At 65.5% G+C, this 19043-nt stretch carries 21 protein-coding genes; 16 read left to right on the plus strand and 5 right to left on the minus strand.

What is annotated here, in order from left to right:
* Positions 1-67: 67 nt before the first annotated feature.
* The 4 genes from E8F11_RS20825 (at position 68) to sthA (ending at position 4345) form a co-directional block, all read left to right on the plus strand.
* Positions 68-1465, plus strand: coding sequence for an amino acid permease (locus tag E8F11_RS20825; RefSeq protein WP_280290770.1), 1398 nt, complete (start codon positions 68-70; stop codon positions 1463-1465).
* A 101-nt stretch (positions 1466-1566) separates the two neighbouring features.
* Positions 1567-2574, plus strand: a complete 1008-nt coding sequence (locus E8F11_RS20830) for an FAD:protein FMN transferase (protein ID WP_280290771.1) — start codon at positions 1567-1569, stop codon at positions 2572-2574.
* Between the two features lie 2 nt (positions 2575-2576).
* Positions 2577-2801, plus strand: coding sequence for a (Na+)-NQR maturation NqrM (gene nqrM, locus E8F11_RS20835; RefSeq protein ID WP_280290772.1), 225 nt, complete (start codon positions 2577-2579; stop codon positions 2799-2801).
* A gap of 149 nt (positions 2802-2950) precedes the next feature.
* Positions 2951-4345, plus strand: a complete 1395-nt coding sequence (gene sthA / locus E8F11_RS20840; protein ID WP_280290773.1) for a Si-specific NAD(P)(+) transhydrogenase — start codon at positions 2951-2953, stop codon at positions 4343-4345.
* Positions 4346-4641: 296 nt separating this feature from the next.
* Here the strand turns inward: sthA and E8F11_RS20845 are convergent, their stop codons facing one another.
* Genes E8F11_RS20845 through E8F11_RS20855 form a run of 3 tightly spaced genes read right to left on the minus strand, consistent with a single transcriptional unit; the run spans position 4642 to position 6250 of the window.
* Positions 4642-5364, minus strand: coding sequence for a glycerophosphodiester phosphodiesterase (locus E8F11_RS20845; RefSeq protein ID WP_280290774.1), 723 nt, complete (start codon positions 5362-5364; stop codon positions 4642-4644).
* A complete protein-coding gene (locus E8F11_RS20850; protein ID WP_280290775.1) occupies positions 5361-5657 on the minus strand; it encodes a phosphodiesterase in 297 nt (98 codons plus the stop codon). The genes E8F11_RS20845 and E8F11_RS20850 overlap by 4 nt, the downstream gene beginning before the upstream one ends.
* A gap of 8 nt (positions 5658-5665) precedes the next feature.
* The gene (locus E8F11_RS20855) at positions 5666-6250 is read right to left on the minus strand and encodes a PilZ domain-containing protein (protein ID WP_280290776.1); all 585 of its coding nucleotides are present in this window, start codon (positions 6248-6250) and stop codon (positions 5666-5668) included.
* A gap of 169 nt (positions 6251-6419) precedes the next feature.
* On the opposite strand from E8F11_RS20855, the gene E8F11_RS20860 reads away from it, so the two are divergent.
* From E8F11_RS20860 to E8F11_RS20870, 3 genes are read left to right on the plus strand one after another with little or no spacing between them, the layout of a single operon-like run.
* Positions 6420-7670, plus strand: a complete 1251-nt coding sequence (locus E8F11_RS20860) for a lipoprotein-releasing ABC transporter permease subunit (protein WP_280290777.1) — start codon at positions 6420-6422, stop codon at positions 7668-7670.
* Entirely contained in the window at positions 7663-8346 is a 684-nt protein-coding gene (gene lolD, locus E8F11_RS20865; RefSeq protein ID WP_280290778.1) for a lipoprotein-releasing ABC transporter ATP-binding protein LolD, read from the plus strand. The genes E8F11_RS20860 and lolD overlap by 8 nt, the downstream gene beginning before the upstream one ends.
* Before the next feature lies 1 nt (position 8347).
* Positions 8348-9592 (plus strand): lipoprotein-releasing ABC transporter permease subunit, encoded by a 1245-nt coding sequence (locus E8F11_RS20870; RefSeq protein WP_280290779.1) that lies wholly within the window; start codon positions 8348-8350, stop codon positions 9590-9592.
* Positions 9593-9643: 51 nt separating this feature from the next.
* Here the strand turns inward: E8F11_RS20870 and E8F11_RS20875 are convergent, their stop codons facing one another.
* A complete protein-coding gene (locus E8F11_RS20875; protein WP_280290780.1) occupies positions 9644-10171 on the minus strand; it encodes a DUF2062 domain-containing protein in 528 nt (175 codons plus the stop codon).
* Between the two features lie 167 nt (positions 10172-10338).
* Here E8F11_RS20875 and E8F11_RS20880 point away from each other — a divergent pair, with 167 nt between their 5' ends.
* The 8 genes from E8F11_RS20880 to murB all read left to right on the plus strand — a co-directional run bounded on the left by E8F11_RS20880 (position 10339) and on the right by murB (position 17186).
* Positions 10339-12570 carry a DNA internalization-related competence protein ComEC/Rec2 gene (locus E8F11_RS20880; protein ID WP_280290782.1) on the plus strand — a complete coding sequence of 744 codons (2232 nt, stop codon included), beginning with the start codon at positions 10339-10341 and terminating at the stop codon, positions 12568-12570.
* Positions 12571-12642: 72 nt separating this feature from the next.
* Positions 12643-13278: a MotA/TolQ/ExbB proton channel family protein gene (locus tag E8F11_RS20885; protein WP_179059993.1), complete on the plus strand. Its 636-nt coding sequence runs from the start codon at positions 12643-12645 to the stop codon at positions 13276-13278.
* Complete coding sequence (locus E8F11_RS20890; RefSeq protein ID WP_280290784.1) at positions 13275-13718, plus strand: biopolymer transporter ExbD; 444 nt, start codon at positions 13275-13277, stop codon at positions 13716-13718. The genes E8F11_RS20885 and E8F11_RS20890 overlap by 4 nt, the downstream gene beginning before the upstream one ends.
* A complete protein-coding gene (lpxK, locus tag E8F11_RS20895; RefSeq protein ID WP_280290785.1) occupies positions 13718-14719 on the plus strand; it encodes a tetraacyldisaccharide 4'-kinase in 1002 nt (333 codons plus the stop codon). The genes E8F11_RS20890 and lpxK overlap by 1 nt, the downstream gene beginning before the upstream one ends.
* A gap of 40 nt (positions 14720-14759) precedes the next feature.
* Positions 14760-14945 (plus strand): Trm112 family protein, encoded by a 186-nt coding sequence (locus tag E8F11_RS20900; protein WP_077525327.1) that lies wholly within the window; start codon positions 14760-14762, stop codon positions 14943-14945.
* Complete coding sequence (gene kdsB, locus E8F11_RS20905) at positions 14942-15706, plus strand: 3-deoxy-manno-octulosonate cytidylyltransferase (protein ID WP_280290787.1); 765 nt, start codon at positions 14942-14944, stop codon at positions 15704-15706. Before E8F11_RS20900 ends, kdsB begins: the two co-directional genes overlap by 4 nt.
* Positions 15706-16170, plus strand: coding sequence for a low molecular weight protein-tyrosine-phosphatase (locus E8F11_RS20910; protein ID WP_280290788.1), 465 nt, complete (start codon positions 15706-15708; stop codon positions 16168-16170). The genes kdsB and E8F11_RS20910 overlap by 1 nt, the downstream gene beginning before the upstream one ends.
* On the plus strand, positions 16167-17186 hold the full coding sequence (gene murB / locus E8F11_RS20915; protein ID WP_280290789.1) for a UDP-N-acetylmuramate dehydrogenase: 1020 nt from the start codon (positions 16167-16169) through the stop codon (positions 17184-17186). The genes E8F11_RS20910 and murB overlap by 4 nt, the downstream gene beginning before the upstream one ends.
* Before the next feature lie 743 nt (positions 17187-17929).
* On the opposite strand, the gene E8F11_RS20920 is transcribed toward murB, so the two are convergent.
* Complete coding sequence (locus tag E8F11_RS20920; protein ID WP_280290790.1) at positions 17930-18211, minus strand: pyrimidine/purine nucleoside phosphorylase; 282 nt, start codon at positions 18209-18211, stop codon at positions 17930-17932.
* Between the two features lie 374 nt (positions 18212-18585).
* Here E8F11_RS20920 and E8F11_RS20925 point away from each other — a divergent pair.
* Positions 18586-19043 (plus strand): transporter substrate-binding domain-containing protein (locus E8F11_RS20925; RefSeq protein WP_280290791.1); only part of this gene is annotated, 458 nt, incomplete at its 3' end.

Below are 19043 nucleotides of genomic sequence, written 5' to 3' on the forward strand. Positions count from 1 at the left end.
CTCGGGCTCCCGTTTTTCATTTTTGCGTCTGTAATCGGATAACAAGAATCGCTTGGGGATTACCCAGATGGAAGGACATCACCTTCACCAGGGGCCGCTCAAAAGGGGCCTGAAAAACCGCCACATCCAGCTTATCGCGCTGGGCGGCGCCATCGGTACCGGCCTGTTCCTGGGCTCGGCCGGGGTGCTCAAGTCGGCGGGGCCGTCGATGATTCTCGGCTATGCCATTGCCGGCTTCTTCGCTTTCCTGATCATGCGCCAGTTGGGCGAGATGATAGTCGAGGAGCCGGTGGCCGGCTCTTTCAGCCACTTCGCCCACAAGTACTGGGGCGGCTACGCCGGCTTCCTGTCGGGCTGGAACTACTGGGTGCTCTACGTGCTGGTGGGCATGGCCGAGCTGACCGCGGTAGGCAAGTACATCCAGTTCTGGTGGCCCGAAGTGCCGACCTGGGCGTCGGCGGCGGCCTTCTTCGTGCTGATCAACCTGATCAACCTGGCCAACGTGAAGGCGTTCGGCGAGACGGAGTTCTGGTTCGCGCTGATCAAGGTGGTGGCCATCATCGGCATGATCGTACTCGGCATCTATCTGCTGGTGAGCGGTGAAGGTGGTCCCCAGGCTGCGGTCGACAACCTCTGGAGCCATGGCGGCTTTTTCCCCAATGGCCTGGAAGGCCTGGTGATGGTGCTGGCCATCATCATGTTCTCCTTCGGTGGCCTGGAGCTGATCGGCATCACCGCGGCCGAGGCCAGCGAGCCGAAGAAGGTGATCCCCAAGGCGATCAACCAGGTGATCTACCGCATCCTGATCTTCTACATCGGCGCCCTCAGCGTGCTGCTGATGCTCTACCCCTGGGACAAGCTGCTGGAAACCCTGGGGGCCGCCGGCGACCCCTACAGTGGCAGCCCCTTCGTGCAGATCTTCTCGCTGATCGGTAGCGATGCGGCGGCGCACATCCTCAACTTCGTGGTGCTGACCGCGGCCCTGTCGGTCTACAACAGCGGCGTCTACTGCAACAGCCGGATGCTCTACGGCCTGGCGGAGCAGGGCGATGCGCCGAAGGCGCTGATGAAGGTGGATGATCGCGGCGTTCCGGTGCTGGCCATCGGTCTCTCGGCGCTGATCACCTTGCTCTGCGTGGTGGTCAATTACCTGGCGCCGCAGAAGGCGCTGGAGCTGCTGATGGCCCTGGTGGTGGCAGCCCTGGTGATCAACTGGGCGATGATCAGCCTGTCCCACCTGATGTTCCGCAAGAGCCTGGAGTCCCAGGGAATCCAGCCTTTCTTCAAAGCGCTCTGGTATCCCGTCGGCAACTACCTGTGCCTGGCTTTCGTGGCGCTGATCCTCGGCGTGATGCTGATGATTCCGGGCATCAATGTGTCGGTCTACGCCATTCCGTTCTGGTTGGGCTTCATCGCCATCTGCTACTTCTTCAAACGCTCTGCCGCGCGGGCAACCGCTGACTGAGGCGAAGGCGAACGGGAGCTGCGGCTCCCGTTTCTGCATGTCGGCCCCTGGAGTCCGATGCCGAGATCATGATGAGAGTCGAGCGTGGGGCGAAACCGTCGATGCCTGGGGCGCGCTCCTGGCTGCTGGCGTTCAGCCTGCTGCTCGCTGGCTGCGGCGATCGCCTCGAGCAGTTCGGCGGCCCGACCATGGGCAGCAGTTACTCGGTGAAGTATGTGCGCAGCGCATCCGGCCCCTCAGTGGAGCAGGCGCGCGGCGAGGTGGAAGGAATCCTGGCGGAGATCGACCGGCAGATGTCCACCTACCGTGCGGACTCCGAGGTGGAGCGCTTCAACGCCTTGCCGGCCAGTAGCTGCATGATACTGCCGGCGCCCATGTTGGAGCTGGTGGCCTTCGCCGGCGAGCTGTCGAAGGACAGCGATGGCGCCTTCGACATGACGGTGGAGCCGTTGCTCAACCTCTGGGGCTTCGGCCCGCAATCCCGAGGCGACCAGGTACCCAGCGCCGAAGCCATCGCCCAAGCGCGCGCCCAGGTCGGCCAGCAGCACCTGTCCATCCGCGGGCAGGAGCTGTGCAAGGATGCGGCGGTGCAACTGGACTTCAACAGCATCGCCGCCGGCTACGCGGTTGACCGCGTCAGCGTGCGCCTGGTGGAACTGGGCGTCGCCAGCTCCCTGGTGGAAATCACCGGCGAACTCAAGGCGGTAGGGCGCAAGCCAGATGGCTCGCCCTGGCGCGTCGCCATCGAGGCGCCATGGGACGACCGCCAGGTGGCGCAGAAGATCGTCTCGCTGGACGGTCTCGGGGTGTCCACCTCCGGCGACTATCGCAACTACTTTGAAAAGAACGGCAAGCGCTATTCGCACACCCTCGACCCCAAGACCGGCGCCCCGATCAGCCACAAGCTGGCGGCGGTGACGGTGGTGGACGCATCGGCCCTGCGTGCCGATGGCCTGTCGACCCTGCTGATGGTGCTGGGGCCGGAGGCGGGTGAGGACTACGCTGAATCGAACGGCATCGCCGCCTTGTTCGTGACCCGGGAGGGAGAGGCCTTCGTCAGTCATGGCAGCAGTCGCTTCGGGCAGCTGTTCGACAAACAGGAGAACTGAGCATGACCTTCCTGCTGGTATTCCTGATCATGCTGCTGGTGGTGCTGGGCATGGCCGTCGGCGTGATCATGGGGCGCAAACCCATCGCCGGATCCTGCGGCGGCGTCGCCAACCTCGGCATCGAGAAGGAGTGTTCCATCTGCGGCGGCGATCGCCAGAAGTGCGAAGAAGCACAGCAGGGCGATGTAGTGGATTCAAAGCTCGCCTACGACGCGACCAAGCGCTAATGTGCAGCGCCAAGCGGCTCGGCTAGTCTGCACGCCAGTTCAAGGTCCCCGGCGGATCGCCGAAACAGGTTCCGAATTCCGCGGTGTCGTTCATCGCGGACCTTGCCGGGGGCGCCAGAGGGCGCCCCGGCCCGTTATGAGGAGTAAGCATGGCTGTCTACAACTACGACGTAGTGGTGCTGGGTTCCGGCCCGGCGGGTGAGGGCGCGGCGATGAACGCCGCCAAGGCCGGACGCAAAGTGGCGGTGGTGGACAACCGCCCGCTGGTCGGCGGCAACTGCACCCATCTGGGCACCATCCCGTCCAAGGCCCTGCGTCACTCGGTACGGCAGATCATGCAGTACAACACCAACCCGCTGTTCCGTCAGATCGGCGAGCCGCGCTGGTTCTCCTTCCCCGACGTGCTGAAGAGCGCCGAGCGGGTGATTTCCAAGCAAGTGGCTTCGCGCACCGGCTTCTACGCGCGCAATCGCGTCGACGTGTTCTTCGGCACCGCCAGTTTCTCCGACGAGCAGACCGTGGAAGTGGTCTGCACCAGCGGCGTGGTGGAAAAGCTGGTGGCCAAGCAGGTCATCGTCGCCACCGGCTCGCGCCCCTATCGTCCGGCGGACGTCGACTTCCACCATCCGCGCATCTACGACAGCGACACCATCCTCAGCCTGACCCACACGCCGCGCCGCATCATCATCTACGGCGCCGGGGTGATCGGCTCCGAGTACGCCTCGATCTTCAGCGGCCTGGGCGTGCTGGTGGACCTGATCGACAACCGCGACCAACTGCTCAGCTTCCTCGACGACGAGATCTCCGACGCCCTCAGCTACCACCTGCGCAACAACAACGTGCTGATCCGTCACAACGAGGAGTACGAGCGCATCGAGGGCCTGGAGAACGGGGTGATCCTGCACCTCAAATCCGGCAAGAAGATCAAGGCAGACGCGCTGCTGTGGTGCAACGGCCGTACCGGCAACACCGACAAGCTGGGCCTGGAGAACATCGGCATCAAGGTCAACAGCCGTGGCCAGATCAACGTCGACCAGTACTACCGCACCGAGGTCAGCAATATCTTCGCCGCTGGCGATGTGATCGGCTGGCCGAGCCTGGCCAGCGCCGCCGCCGACCAGGGTCGTTCGGCCGCTGGCAGCGCGGTGGAGAATGACAGTTGGCGTTTCGTCGACGACGTGCCCACCGGCATCTACACCATTCCGGAGATCAGCTCCATCGGCAAGAACGAGCGCGAGCTGACCCAGGCGAAGATCCCCTACGAAGTGGGCAAGGCCTTCTTCAAGGGCATGGCCCGTGCGCAGATCTCCCACGAGCCGGTGGGCATGCTGAAGATCCTCTTCCACCGCGACACCCTGGAGATCCTCGGCGTGCACTGCTTCGGCTACCAGGCCTCGGAGATCGTGCACATCGGCCAGGCGATCATGAACCAGAAGGGTGAGGCGAATACCATCAAGTACTTCATCAACACCACCTTCAACTACCCGACCATGGCCGAGGCCTATCGGGTGGCGGCGTTCGACGGCCTGAACCGGCTTTTTTGAGCGGCACCGGCCGGGCGCCTGAGCCGGCCGGGGAGGATCCTCTCGGCGATCCGCGCTTCTGGCGCTGGCCGAACCGTGAGAGCTTCTGATCAGGCGACGCCTAAAAGAAAACCGGCCCTTGTGCCGGTTTTTCTTTTGGGGCGGCCCACCAGCGGGTGTTGTTGCTGCGTAGGGTGGAAATCCACAAGGTGGATTTCCACCGCCGCGTCAGGCCTGAGCGCGGAAATGGTGGATAGAAAAGCTCTATCCACCCTACGGGTCGTGGCTCCGAAGATACCTTGAAGCCGGCCCGGCGCTCAGCGAATCCCGACAGTGGTACTGGCCAACCCGGGGAAGTCGGTGATGATGCTGTCCACGCCGAAGTCGGCGAGTCGGCGCATCAGTGCCGGCTCGTTGACGGTCCATACCGACACGTGCAGCCCTTCCTTCTGCGCCCTTAGCAGGCGTTCCGGGGTGCAGAGGGTCCAGTTCAGCGCCAGCAGCTCGCAGCCGTGGTGCTTGGCCACCTTCAGCGGGTCGAGCCAAGCATATTCCGCCACCAGGCCGCGAGACAGTTTCGGCGTCAGCCGGTTGAGCGCGCGCAGGACCTCGCGCGAACTGGAGGTGACCGTCACCTTGTCCGCCAGGCCATGACGTTCGACCAGCTCCTGGATCGCCAGCACGGTCCGCGCGGCCCGCACCCTCGATGCGCTCTTCACTTCCAGCTGCCAGTGCTCGAACTCGCACTGCTCGAACAGGGTCGCCAGGCGCGGCACGGGGCAGGGCTGGTTCCAGCCCGGACCGCCCAGGCGGGCGTCATAGCTCTCCAGCTCCTCGGCGTCGTGTTCCGATACCTTGCCGCGGCGCCCAGTGGTGCGCTTCAGGCTGGAGTCGTGGATCACCATCAGCTCGCCGTCGCGGGACAGGTGCAGGTCCAGTTCGCAGCGCTTCACGCCATGTGACAGGCAGTGCTGGAAGCTGGCCAGGGTGTTCTCCGGGCATTCGCCCTTGGCGCCTCGATGGCCGTAGATCAGGGTCACTTGTATTCCCTTGGTGTTCTGGGTTGGTGGTGGCGGACGCTGTCGACGACTTGTCCGCTTTCGAAGTAGACGGAAAATTCACGATAGTCCCAGCGGCTGATCGGCGGCTTGCCGACCGCTGGGTGTTCCTGGGCGGGCAGGCCGAAACGCTCCAGCACGGCGCGCTGGCTTTCACCACGGGCGGGCAGGGAAAGCCCCGGGTGGCCCTGGTCGCCGACAGGGATCTCGATAGTCTCGGCGGCGGCGGGCAGCGCGAGGAGGAGGCAGGTCAGCAAAAGGCCGGGGCGCGTCATGCGAGGTCTCAGGCGGGCGGGGAGGAGCGTTCGCGGGCCTCGCGTCTCTGCTGGGCCTGCTTCTGCAATATGTGTCGTGCCAGCAACTGACGCTGGGCGTCGGTCTGGGCTTCGAACTCGGTGCCTATGTCGAACTCGCCATCGGCGCGCACCTGGCTGTGGATCACCACGGCCTGCACCAGCAGGCCGAGTGCCTGGGGCATCAGCACCATCTTGATCGCCAGCTGGGTGCCGGGTTCGATGGGTTCCGGACTGGTGAAGCCGATACCGCCTTCGGACAGGATCACCTGTCGCGCCGGGCCGATGTCGCGCAACAGACTCTGCGCCAGAGCCTGGCCGAGCAGGTCGATGCGCTTGTTGATCACCTTGAGGTAACTGGCCAGGGTGCGATCGCGTTCGTGGATATGCCGCAGCAGGTGTTGGGATTCGAAGTCCATCACGTGCAGGTCGCTGAGCAGGCTGAACAGCGTCGAGGCGTTGTCGGCGCTGCCTTCCCCACCTGTTTCGCCCTGTTGCAATGGGCGAAATTCCAGTGCGATCGAATCTTCGATGCGGTAGTATTCGCGGCGGTCATCCGCGTCTCGTGTCGACATGGCGAACCCATGGCAGCAGTGGTGGTCGAAGAGCTGTTCAGCATCTCGCGAGCCCGTTTGCAGCGCCGCCCAGCGACGCAGCAGATCATGAACAGAATTTGAGTGTAAACGCTGCTCGCCAAGGCCCGCCACAAGGACGTCTCTTCTTTCGCCAGCGAACCTCACTTCCATGTTCAGACCGCTGTCCCTGTACATAGGCGCCCGCTACACGCGCGCCAAGCGCCGCAACTACTTCGTCTCGTTCATTTCCCTCACTTCGATGATCGGCCTCGCCCTGGGCGTACTGGTGATGATCCTGGTGCTTTCGGTCATGAACGGCTTCGACCACGAGATGCGTACCCGCGTGCTGGGCATGGTGCCCCACGCCACGGTGGAGTCCGCCGTACCCATCAATGACTGGCGCAAGCTGGCCGAAGGCGTCGCCCGCCACTCCGAGGTGAAGGCGGTGGCGCCTTACACCCAGGTCCAGGGCCTGCTGACCGCCGACGGAAAGGTGCAGAAGGTGCTGGTCAACGCCGTCGACCCGCAGGAAGAGGCCAAGGTCTCCATCATCGGCGACTTCTTCCGCCAGGGCAGTCTGGCGGAGCTCAAGGCCGGCGAGTTCGGCATCGTCATCGGCGACAAGGCCGCCACCAAGCTGGGGGTCGGACTGGGCGACAAGGTCACCTTCGTACTGCCAGAGGTGGCCGTGACCCCCGCCGGCGTATTCCCGCGCATGAAGCGCTTCACCGTGGTCGGCATCTTCCATGTCGGCGCCGGTGAGCTGGATGGCTACCTGGCCATCGCCAATCTCTCCGACGTCGCCCGCCTCAAGCGCTGGAAGCCTGACCAGGTGCAGGGCCTGCGCCTGAAGCTCGACGACCTGTTCCAGGCGCCCCAGGTGGCCTGGCAGATTGCCGGCGAACTCCGGGGCGAGGATTTCTATGCCCGTGACTGGACCCGCACCCACGGCAACCTCTACCAGGCGATCAAGATGGAGAAGGCCATGATCGGCCTACTGCTGCTCCTGATAGTCGCGGTGGCCGCCTTCAACATCATTTCCACCCTGGTCATGGTGGTGACCGACAAGCGCGGTGACATCGCCATCCTCCGCACCCTGGGCGCCACGCCGCGGCAGATCATGGGCGTGTTCATGGTCCAGGGCACCGTCATCGGTGTGGTCGGCACCCTGATCGGCGGCGTGCTGGGCATCCTCGCAGCGCTGAACGTGAGCGACGCTATCGCCCTGCTGGAGCGGCTGCTGGGGCACAAGTTCCTCAACGCCGACGTCTACTTCATCGATTACCTGCCATCCCAGCTGATGGCCGAGGATGTGGTGCTGGTCTGTTCGGCCGCACTGGTCCTGAGCTTCTTCGCCACCCTTTACCCCGCCTGGCGTGCCGCGCGCACCCAGCCAGCAGAGGCTTTGCGCTATGAGTAACAAGGCAGTCCTGAGTTGCCGCAACCTGGGCAAGAGCTACGACGAAGGCCCGCAGTCCGTGGAAGTGCTGTCCGGCGTCGAGCTGGAATTGCATCCGGGAGAGCGGGTGGCCATCGTCGGCAGTTCCGGCTCCGGCAAGAGCACCCTGTTGAACATGCTGGGTGGCCTGGATACCCCGAGCAAAGGCAGCGTCTGGCTGGCCGGCGAGGAGTTGTCCTCCCTCAGCGAAACCGCCCGCGGCCTGCTGCGCAACCGCGCCCTGGGTTTCGTCTACCAGTTCCACCACCTGCTGCCGGAGTTCACCGCCCTGGAGAACGTCTGCATGCCGCTGCTGATCGGTCGCACCGCCATCAGCGAAGCGCGCCAGCGCGCCACGGCGCTGCTGGAGCGCGTGGGCCTGGGCCATCGCCTGTCGCACAAGCCGGCCGAGCTGTCCGGCGGCGAGCGCCAGCGTGTGGCCATTGCCCGTGCCCTGGTCAACCGGCCGGCACTGGTGCTGCTCGACGAGCCCACCGGCAACCTCGACCAGCACACCGCTCACGGCATCCAGGAGCTGATGCTGGAGCTGAACCGCTCCTTGCAGACCGCCTTCCTGGTGGTGACCCATGACCTGCAGCTGGCCCACCAGATGGACCGGGTGCTGCGCCTGGAAGAAGGCCGACTGGTGGCTGCCTGAGATGTTCAGACCTCTCTCGATTTTCATCGGCACGCGCTATACCCGCGCCAAGCGCCGTAACCACTACATCTCCTTCATCTCGCTGACCTCTATGATCGGCCTGGCCCTGGGTGTGCTGGCCATGATCGTGGTGCTCTCGGTCATGAACGGTTTCCAGAAGGAAATGAGTTCGCGCATCCTCGGCATGGTCTCCCATGCCACCCTGAGCGGCGAACAGCCCCTGGATGACTGGCGGCGCGTGGCCGATGCCGCCATGAAGCATCCGGAAGTGGTGGGCGCAGTGCCCTTCGCCGAGCTGGAGGGCATGCTCTCGTTCAAGGGCATGATGCAGCCGGTGCAGATCAACGGCATCGATCCCCAGCAGGAAACCAAGGTTTCCATCATCGGCAAGCACATGGTGCAAGGCGACCTGGATGACCTGAAGCCGGGCGAGTCGGGCATCGTCATCGGCGAGATCACCGCGCGGCGCTTCCGCCTCAATGTCGGCGACAAGCTGACCCTCATCGTCCCCGAGGTGAGCAGCGCACCGGGTGGTATCACCCCGCGCATGCAGCGCCTCAATGTGGTGGGGGTGTTCAAGGTCGGTGCGGAGCTGGACAGTTCCCTGGCGCTGATCAATGTCGCCGACGCCTCGGCCATCCAGCGCCTGAAGGAAGGCCAGGTGCAGAGCGTGCGCATCGCCCTGAAGGACCTCTACCTGGCCCCCGAGGTCTCGCAGCAGATAGTCGCCGAACTGGGCCAGGGCTACCGCGCCGACGACTGGACCCACACCCAGGGCAGCCTGTTCAGCGCCATGAAGATGGAGAAGACCATGATCGGCCTGCTTCTGCTGCTGATCGTGGCCGTCGCTGCCTTCAACATCATCGCCACCCTGATCATGGTCGTCGCTGACAAGCGCGCGGACATCGCCATCCTCCGCACCCTGGGCGCCACGCCGCGGCAGATCATGGCCGTGTTCATGGTCCAGGGCAGCGTGATCGGCACCATCGGCACCCTGATCGGCACCGTACTGGGCATCATCACCGCCCTCAACGTCAGCCAGTGGATAGCCGCCCTGGAACGCGCCAGCGGCCGGCAGATATTCAGCTCCGACGTCTACTTCGTCAGCTACCTGCCGTCCGAGCTGCAGGTGAGCGACGTGGTGCTGATCTGCGTCGCAGCACTGGTGCTGAGCTTCCTCGCCACTCTCTACCCGGCCTGGCGCGCAGCCCAGACTCAGCCCGCCGAGGCCCTTCGCTACGAATAAGGGCTTGCGCACGCAACGAAAAACGCCGCATTCGATGCGGCGTTTTTCATTTCAGCGGCTGGCTGCCCGTCGCGCTTTCTGGCGCTTGCGCCAGCTGTGTCCGACCCACCAGCGCCAATAAAGCATGGTCAGCATGTAGCCCAGGGCGCCGACCAGCACGCCGCAGACCAGGGAACCTAGGAGAAAGGGCTGCCAGAGGCTGGAAAGCTCCTGGGTGATCCAGTCCCACGTCAGTTGATCGGGTAGGGCGCGGGGGGAAATCTGCATGATCCAGGCACCCATCTTGTAGGTGCAGTAGAAGACCGGCGGCATGGTGATGGGGTTGGTCAGCCAGACCAGGCCGACGGAGATCGGCAGGTTGGCGCGGACCAGGATGGCCAGGCCGGCGGCCAGCAGCATCTGCATGGGAATCGGCACGAAGGCCGCGAACAGGCCCATGGCCATGGCGCGTGCGACCGAGTGGCGATTGAGGTGCCAGAGGTTCGGGTCGTGGATCAGGGTGCCGAGAAAACGCAGGGACTTGTGTTCCCTGATGGTGTCCGGATTCGGCATGTAGCGTTTGAAGATGCGACGCGGCATGGGCGGTCTCTGGCGGACGAAAGCGCCGGGTATTATGCACGCAAAGATATGACATCGCCGGGTCACTTTGTGTCGGCGGATTAACAGGGTGCAGCGCCGGCCGGATCGCTTGGCGCACCGTGGAACAAGACGTTGCCGCGGCGCCCGTCCCAGGGAGGGGAAATGGAATGCCCATGGTTTCGGGCCTGGTCGCGCTTGCCGCCGGCCTCCTGCTGTTGCGCTGGATGCCCAGCCTGCCGCCGGTCTGGTGGCTGTATCTGCAGCTGCTTCTCGGTCTCCTGCTGCTCATGGGGCGCGCCTGGCGCCTGGGGTTTTTCCTGCTCGGGCTCGGCTGGGCCTGCCTGAGCGCCCAGTGGGCGCTCGACGACCGGCTGGACCCGGCGCTGGACGGCCAGGTGCGCTGGCTGGAGGGCAGAGTGGTGGGCCTGCCCGGCGCAGCCGATGGCGTGGTGCGCTTCGAGCTGGAGGACATCGAGTCCGCGAGGGCGCGGCTGCCGATGCGCCTGCGACTGTCCTGGCGCGATGGTCCGCCAGTGCTGGCCGGCGAGCGCTGGCGCCTGGCGGTCAGGCTCAAGCGTCCACGCGGGCTGGTGAACCCGGCGACTTTCGATCATGGGGCCTGGCTGCTGGCGCGGCGAATAGGCGCTAGCGGCTCGGTCAAGGCCGGCCAGCTGCTGCAGCCCGCCAGTGGCGCCGCCGCCTGGCGCGACGGCCTGCGCCAGCGCCTGTTGCGGGTGGACCCCCATGGCCGGGCGGGAGGGCTCGCCGCGCTGGTGCTGGGGGATGGCTCCGGGCTGCAGGACCGGGATTGGCGTCTGCTGCAGGACACCGGAACCACTCACCTGATGGTGATATCCGGCCAGCACATCACCCTGTTCGCCGGCGTGCTCTATGGCCTGGTGGCCGCCCTGGCGCGATTCGGCCTTTGGCCGCAGCGCCTGCCCTGGTTGCCCTGCGCCTGTGCCCTGGGCCTGGCCGGCGCCCTCGGGTACGGGCTGCTGGCGGGCTTCGATGTACCGGTCCGCCGGGCTTGCGTGATGATCGCGGTAGTCCTGCTCTGGCGCCTGCGTTTTCGCCATCTGGGTCTGCTCACGCCCTTGCTCGCCGCTCTCTGCATCGTGCTGCTGGACGAGCCCCTGGTGGTGCTGCAGCCGGGCTTCTGGTTGTCCTTCGGTGCGGTGGGCCTGCTGATCCTGACCTTCGCCGGCCGCCTCGGCGCCTGGCGCTGGTGGTGGACCTGGTGGCGCGCCCAGTGGGTCATGGGGCTGGGGCTGATGCCCCTGTTGCTGGCCCTGGCCCTGCCCATCAGTCTCAGCGGGCCACTGGCCAATCTCCTGGCGGTACCCTGGGTCAGCCTGGTGGTGCTGCCACCGGCCCTCCTGGGCACGGCGTTGCTACCCATTCCGCTGGTGGGCGAAGCCTTGCTCTGGCTGGCAGGGGGTGCACTGGACGTGCAGTTCCAGGTGCTCGCCTGGGCGGCGGCGCGCCTGCCGGCCTGGATACCGGCCCAGGTGCCGCTCTGGGCCTGGTTGCTGGGAGCATTGGGCACCCTGCTGGTGATCGCGCCGGCCGGCTTGCCACTGCGCGTCCTTGGCCTGGCGTTGCTGTTGCCCATGCTGTTCCCGCCGCTGGCCCGTCCCGAGCCCGGCCAGGCGGAGGTCCGTGTACTGGATGTGGGGCAAGGGTTGTCGGTGCTGGTGCGGACCCGAGAGCACGCGCTTCTCTACGATACGGGGCCGCGCCAGGGCGACTTCGATATCGGCGAGCGGGTGGTGGTGCCGGCCCTGCGCGGCCTGGGGGTGACCCGGCTGGACCTGATGCTGATAAGCCACGCCCATCTCGATCACGCCGGCGGTGCCTTGGCGGTAAGGCGGGGGCTGGTCGTCGATCGGGTGCTCAGTGGAGAGGCCGAGCGCTTGCCGGAAGCACTCGGCGCCACGCCATGCACGGCCGGGGACGCCTGGACCTGGGATGGGGTGTCGTTCCGCGTCTGGCACCAGCCCAGGTTCGGTGACAGCAACGAAAGCTCCTGCGTGCTGGCTATCGAGGCCAGCGGCGAACGCATCCTGCTCAGCGGGGATATCGGCGCCCGTGGTGAGGCGGCCTGGATCGCCAGTGGCCAGCCACTCGCGGCGCGCTGGCTGGTCGCGGGTCACCACGGCAGCCGCACATCCTCCACCGGTTTCTTCCTGCGTGCCGTGGCGCCGCAGAAGGTCCTGATCTCGCGTGGCCATCAGAATGCTTTCGGGCATCCCCATCCGTTGGTCGTTTCCCGCATCCGCGCCTTGCCGGCCGCGATTCACGACACGGCGGCAGAGGGTGCCCTGCTGCTGCGCCTGGGCGCCCATGGCGAGATTGAAAACGAGCGGGAAAAGTCCGTGTTCTGGAGGGAAAAATGAGAACGGCGGCGGTCGGCGCAGGCACGACCCTATGCTAGAGTGGCGCCACTTTTCCGAAGGGGATTTCCTACCGTGTGGGAGTTGGTCAAAGCCGGTGGCTGGATGATGCTGCCGATCATTCTGTGTTCCATCGCCGCCACCGCGATCGTTGCCGAACGCCTGTGGACGCTGCGCATCAGCCGGGTTTCGCCGCCGCACCTGCTGGGCCAGGTCTGGCGCCAGATCAAGGACAAGCAACTGAACGGCCAGAAGCTCAAGGAGCTGCGCGCTTCCTCACCTTTGGGCGAAGTCCTGGCCGCCGGCCTGGCCAACTCCAAGCATGGTCGCGAGATCATGAAGGAGTGCATCGAAGAGGCGGCCAGCCGGGTCATCCATGAACTGGAGCGCTACCTCAACGCCCTGGGTACCATCGCCGCCATGGCGCCGCTGCTGGGTCTGCTGGGCACGGTGTTCGGCATGATCGATATCTTCGGCGGCTTCATGGAAAATGGCATGGCCAATGCCCCGGTGCTGGCCGGTGGTATCGCCAAGGCGCTGGTGACCACCGCCGCGGGCCTGATAGTCGCTATCCCGGCGGTCTTCTTCCATCGCTACCTGCTGCGCCGCGTCGACGAACTGGTGGTGGCCATGGAGCAGGAGGCGATCAAGCTGGTGGAAGTGGTCCAGGGTGACCGCGAAGTCGACTTCGCAGAGGAAGCCAAAGCGTGAAGTTCCGCCGCCGGGCGGGCAATGTCGCCCGCGAAGAGGTGTTCCTCAACCTGACTTCGTTGATCGACGTGATCTTCGTGTTGCTGCTGTTCTTCGTGGTGACCACCACCTTCAGCAAGCCCAGTCAGCTGAAGATCGAGCTGCCTGAAGCCGTCAGCGGCACGCCGCCCCAGGAAACCGAACTGAAGACCCTGGAGCTGAGCATCGCCGCCGATGGCCAGTACGCGCTCAACGGCCAGAACCTGGCCAAAAGCGACCTGGCCACCCTGATCGCGGCCCTTGGCCGTGAGTCCGAGGGCGACAACAGCCTGCCGCTGGTCATCACGGCCGATGCCCGCACCACCCACCAGTCGGTGATCACCGCAATGGATGCCGCCGGCAAGCTGGGCTTCAGCCACCTGCGCATGACCACCATAGAGAACGACGCGGCCAAGCCCTGATGGCGTTCTCCGACCGTCTGCTGGATGCCTGGTACCGGGGCCACCCGGCCCTCGGCCTGCTGCGGCCGCTGGAATGGCTCTATCGCCGGGTGGCGCAACGCAAGCGCGCCGCCTTCCTGGCGGGGCAGGGCGGCTACCGGCCGCCGGTGCCCCTGATAGTGGTGGGCAACATCACTGTCGGCGGCACCGGCAAGACACCCATGATCCTCTGGCTGATCGAGCACTGCCGGGCCCGCGGGCTACGCGTTGGCGTGGTCAGCCGTGGCTATGGCGCCAAGCCGCCGCAACTGCCCTGGCGGGTGCGTGCCGAGCAGGGTGCCGAGTTGGCCGGCGACGAGCCCTTGCTGATCGTGCGGCGCAGTGGCGTGCCCCTGGTGATCGACCCGGATCGCTCCCGTGCGGTGCAGGCCCTGCTCGAGCAGGAAGAGCTCGACCTGATTCTCAGTGACGACGGCCTGCAGCACTACCGCATGGGCCGCGACCTCGAACTGGTGCTGATCGACGCTGCCCGCGGCCTGGGCAATCGCCGCTGCCTGCCGGCCGGACCGCTGCGCGAGCCGCCGGAGCGACTGGAGTCGGTGGATGCGGTGCTGCGCAACGGCGCCGAGGCCGATTCCACCGAAGGTTTCTCCTTTAAGTTGCGACCAGGCGAGCTGGTCAACCTGCGCAGCGGCGAGCGCGTCGGCCTGGATCACTTCGCCCCCGGGCAAGCCGTCCATGCGGTGGCCGGGATCGGCAATCCCCAGCGTTTCTTCAGGACCCTGGAGGCGCTAAACTGGCGGCCGATTCCGCACGCCTTCGCCGATCACGCTGTCTACAGCCGCGACGCCCTGGATTTCGCGCCTCCGCTGCCAGTGCTGATGACCGAGAAGGATGCGGTCAAGTGCCGGGCCTTCGCCGCCGCCGACTGGTGGTACCTGGCGGTCGATGCCGCCCCCTCGGCGGCATTCGTCGCCTGGTTCGACGGGCAACTGGCCCGCCTGCTGCCGGACCGCTTCTAACCTCAGGTAGCCCTCGGGCTGCCGCCTCAAGGATTGCCCCATGGACCCGAAACTCCTCGATATCCTCGCCTGCCCCCTGTGCAAAGGCCCGCTGAAGCTGGCCGACGACAAGAGCGAACTCATCTGCAAGGCCGACGCCCTGGCCTTCCCGGTGCGCGATGGCATCCCGGTGATGCTGGAAGGCGAGGCCCGCACCCTGAACGTCGACGAGCGGCTGGACAAATGACCCAGGCCTTTACCGTCGTCATCCCCGCCCGCTACGCGTCCACCCGCCTGCCGGGCAAGCCGCTGCAGGACATCGCCGGCAAGCCGATGATCCAGCACGTCTGGGAACAGGCGCGGCGCAGCGCCGCCCAGCGTGTGGTGGTAGCGACCGATGATGCGCACATAGTCGAGGCCTGCCAGGCCTTCGGCGCCGAGGTGCTGCTGACCCGTGTCGACCACAACTCCGGCACCGACCGCCTGGCCGAAGTGGCCAGCCAGTTGGGCCTGCCCGCCGATGCCATCGTGGTCAACGTGCAGGGCGACGAGCCGCTGATCCCGCCGGCCATCATCGACCAGGTGGCGGCCAACCTGGCGGCCCATCCGGAAGCCGGCATCGCCACCCTGGCTGAGCCGATCCGGGACGTCCAGACGCTGTTCAATCCCAATGTGGTCAAGGTGGCCGCCGACCTCAATGGCCTGGCCCTGACCTTCAGCCGCGCGCCCTTGCCCTGGGCCCGCGACGCGTTCGCCGCCAGCCGCGACCAACTGCCCGCCGACGTGCCCTATCGCCGCCACATCGGCATCTATGCCTATCGCGCCGGCTTCCTCCATGACTTCGTCGCCTGGGGACCTTGCTGGCTGGAGAACACCGAGTGCCTGGAGCAGCTGCGTGCGCTCTGGCATGGCGTGCGCATCCATGTGGCCGACGCCCTGGAGGCCCCGCCCACTGGTGTCGATACCCCGGAAGACCTGGAGCGCGTCCGGCGCCTGCTGGGGGCCTGATGCGCGTTCTCTTCGTTTGCCTCGGCAATATCTGCCGTTCGCCCACCGCCGAAGGCGTGCTGCTGCACAAGCTGCGTGAAGCGGGCCTGGCCGCCGCGGTGCAGGTGGACTCGGCCGGCACCGGCGACTGGCATGTGGGCAAGGCGCCGGATGCCCGGACCCGCGTGGCCGCCCAGCGTCGCGGCTATGACCTTTCGCAGCTGCGCGCGCGCCAGGTGGCGGCCGAGGATTTCGGCCGTTTCGACCTGATCCTGGCGATGGACGAAAACAACCTGGCCAACCTGCGTGGTCTGCGGCCCGCCGGCGCCGGGGCTGAGCTGGATCTCTTCCTGCGCCGCTACCAGCTGGCGTTGGACGAGCTGCCCGATCCCTACTATGGCGGTGAGGAAGGCTTCGAGGCGGTGCTCGACCTGGTGGAGCAGGCCTGTGACGCGCTGATCCTGGAAATAAAGGGGCGCCTGTGAGCCTGGTCCTGCACGAGAATCTTTCCCTCAAGCCCTACAACACCTTCGGCGTCGACGTGAGGGCGCGGCTGTTCGCCGAAGCCGGCAACGACGACCAGGTACGGGAGGCGCTGGCCCTGGCGGCCGAGCGTGGTCTGCCGCTGCTGCCCATTGGCGGCGGCAGCAACCTTCTGCTGACCCGTGATATCGATGCCCTGGTGCTGCGCATGGCCAGCCGCGGAATCCGCATCCTCAGCGATGATGGGGTGGATGTGCTGCTGGAAGCCGAGGCGGGAGAGCCCTGGCATCCCCTGGTGCTCTGGAGTCTGGAGCAGGGGCTGGGCGGTCTGGAAAACCTCAGTCTGATTCCCGGCACCGTCGGTGCCGCGCCGATGCAGAACATCGGCGCCTACGGCGTCGAGCTGAAGGATGTGTTCGCCGGGCTCACCGCGCTGGATCGCGAAACCGGCGAGCTGCGCGAGTTCGGCCTGGGCGACTGCCAGTTCGCCTACCGTGACAGTCTGTTCAAGCGCGAGCCAGGCCGTTGGCTGATCCTGCGCGTGCGCTTCAACCTCAGTCGCGTGCCGCAGCTGCACCTGGATTACGGTCCGGTGCGCCAGCGCCTGGAAGCCGAAGGGATTGCCGCACCTACTGCCAAGGATGTCAGCCGCGCCGTCTGCGCCATCCGCAGCGAGAAGCTGCCGGATCCAATGGAGCTGGGCAATGCCGGCAGCTTCTTCAAGAACCCCCTGGTCAGCGCCGAGCTGGCCCAGTGCCTGCGCGGCGAGCATGCTGACCTGGTGGCCTATCCCCAGGCGGACGGGCAGGTGAAGCTGGCCGCCGGCTGGCTGATCGAACGCGCCGGCTGGAAGGGCTTCCGTGAAGGGGATGCCGGGGTGCACCGCTTGCAGGCCCTGGTGCTGGTGAACTACGGCACGGCCAGCGGCAGCCAGCTGCATGCCCTGGCCCAACGCATCCAGGCGGATATCGTGGCGAAGTTCGGCGTGGAGCTGGAGATGGAGCCGAACCTGATCTGATCGGGATTCGATTGGGGAAGAAAGAACCGGCCGGATGGCCGGTTTTTTTGGTGGCGGCCGGTTGGGGGCGGGGCCTTCGTTGTAGGGGCGAATTCATTCGCCAAGGGCTGCGCAGCAGCCCCATTCCCCCTCAAGGGCAGCCCTTCGGCCTGCTTGGCGAATGAATTGGCTATGTCTGCGTTAAGTGTTGCTAGAGCGCCATGAGCCGAGCTGCTTATCGAGTGGACTGCGAGTCCCGGTTTCGCCTCCCGGCGAGTCACTTCTGGCAGTCGCCCCAGAAGTAACCAAGAAGGCTTGCCCCTGCATCCGGCCCCGGCTTCGCCGGGGTTCCCTCGCTCCATCATTGCTCCGGGGGCCCGGCGTGAGGGGCCATCCATGGCCCCGCACGCCTCTCGCGGCATCCATGCCGCTCGTCCCCCTGCGCAACGCTTCCGCTCGGCCTGCTGACGGGGCGGAGTCGCTGCCCCACCGCTTCTGCACAGGTTCAGGCAATGACCAGGCATCAGGATTGCCGCGCCCTGTCAGGCGCGAGTCACCCCTCGCCCGCTTGCGGGAGAGGGGCCGGGGGAGAGGGCTGTATCAGGCCGGCGCGGAGGTCTGAAAGGCCCGTACTAGATACCTTTCTTCGGTACTGCAACAGCGAACGCAGACATAGCCAATGAATTCGCCCCTACAGAAAAGCAGTTCGCCCCTTCCCAACAAAAAAGCCCCGCATCGCGGGGCTTTTTCACAACCATCGAACCTTAGCGGTATTCGCAGAGGTAAGCGGTGTCCTGGGCAACCTTCAGCTGGAACTTGCTGTTGGCCGGAACGGTGAACTTGCTACCGGCAGCGAAGGTTTCCCAGCTGTCGCTGCCCGGCAGTTTCACGGTCAGGGCGCCGGCGATGACGTGCATCACTTCCAGCTGGCTGGTGCCGAACTCGTACTCACCGGCGGCCATCACGCCGATGGTGGCCGGGCCTTCGTTCATGCCGAAGGCGATGGATTTGACGGTGCCGTCGAAGTATTCGTTGACCTTGAACATGCTGGGCTCCTGGATGGGGTTTGAAAGGGGTCGACAGTATGCCCAAGGCCGGTGCCATCGTCACCATCGATCCGGCCCTGGAAGGTATCTGCGCGGCCCGGTGAACGCGCGGCTTGTCCGGAACCGGCCTACGACGATTTCCGACCGTTCATGCACAACGGGAATAAATTTCCCATCAGAAGTAACAGGGAGTAACAAGCCGATCCCCGGGGCGCGGACCTGTGGCTTGGTAACTTCCCTGACTTCATTGCGGCACGGCGATTTCCGCCTCGGCTGGGGGGTTGGCCTATGTTTTGCTTACATGTATATACAGGAGCGTGCAATTAAGTACCTGTACGTTCCGAAGCCTCCCCTCAACAATAAAAGAGATAACCATGAGAAAGATCCTGTCGATGCTTGTACTTTCGGGCTGCATGCTCACCGGGCTCTCGGCCCATGCCGGTGCCATTGATGATGCGGTCAAGCGCGGCACCCTGCGGGTCGGTATGGACCCGACCTACATGCCCTTCGAGATGACCAACAAGCGTGGCGAGATCATCGGTTTCGAAGTCGACCTGCTGAAGGCCATGGCCAAGTCCATGGGCGTCAAGCTGGAACTGGTGTCCACCAGCTACGACGGCATCATCCCGGCCCTGCTGACCGACAAGTTCGACATGATCGGTTCCGGCATGACCCTGACCCAGGAGCGCAACCTGCGCATCAACTTCTCCGAGCCCTTCATCGTGGTCGGCCAGACCCTGCTGGTCCGCAAGGAGCTGCAGGGCGAGATCAAGTCCTACAAGGACCTGAACGATGGCAAGTACCGCATCACCTCGAAGATCGGCACCACCGG

The sequence above is a fragment of the Pseudomonas sp. BN417 genome (assembly GCF_029871205.1).
Classification (GTDB): Bacteria; Pseudomonadota; Gammaproteobacteria; order Pseudomonadales; family Pseudomonadaceae; genus Metapseudomonas.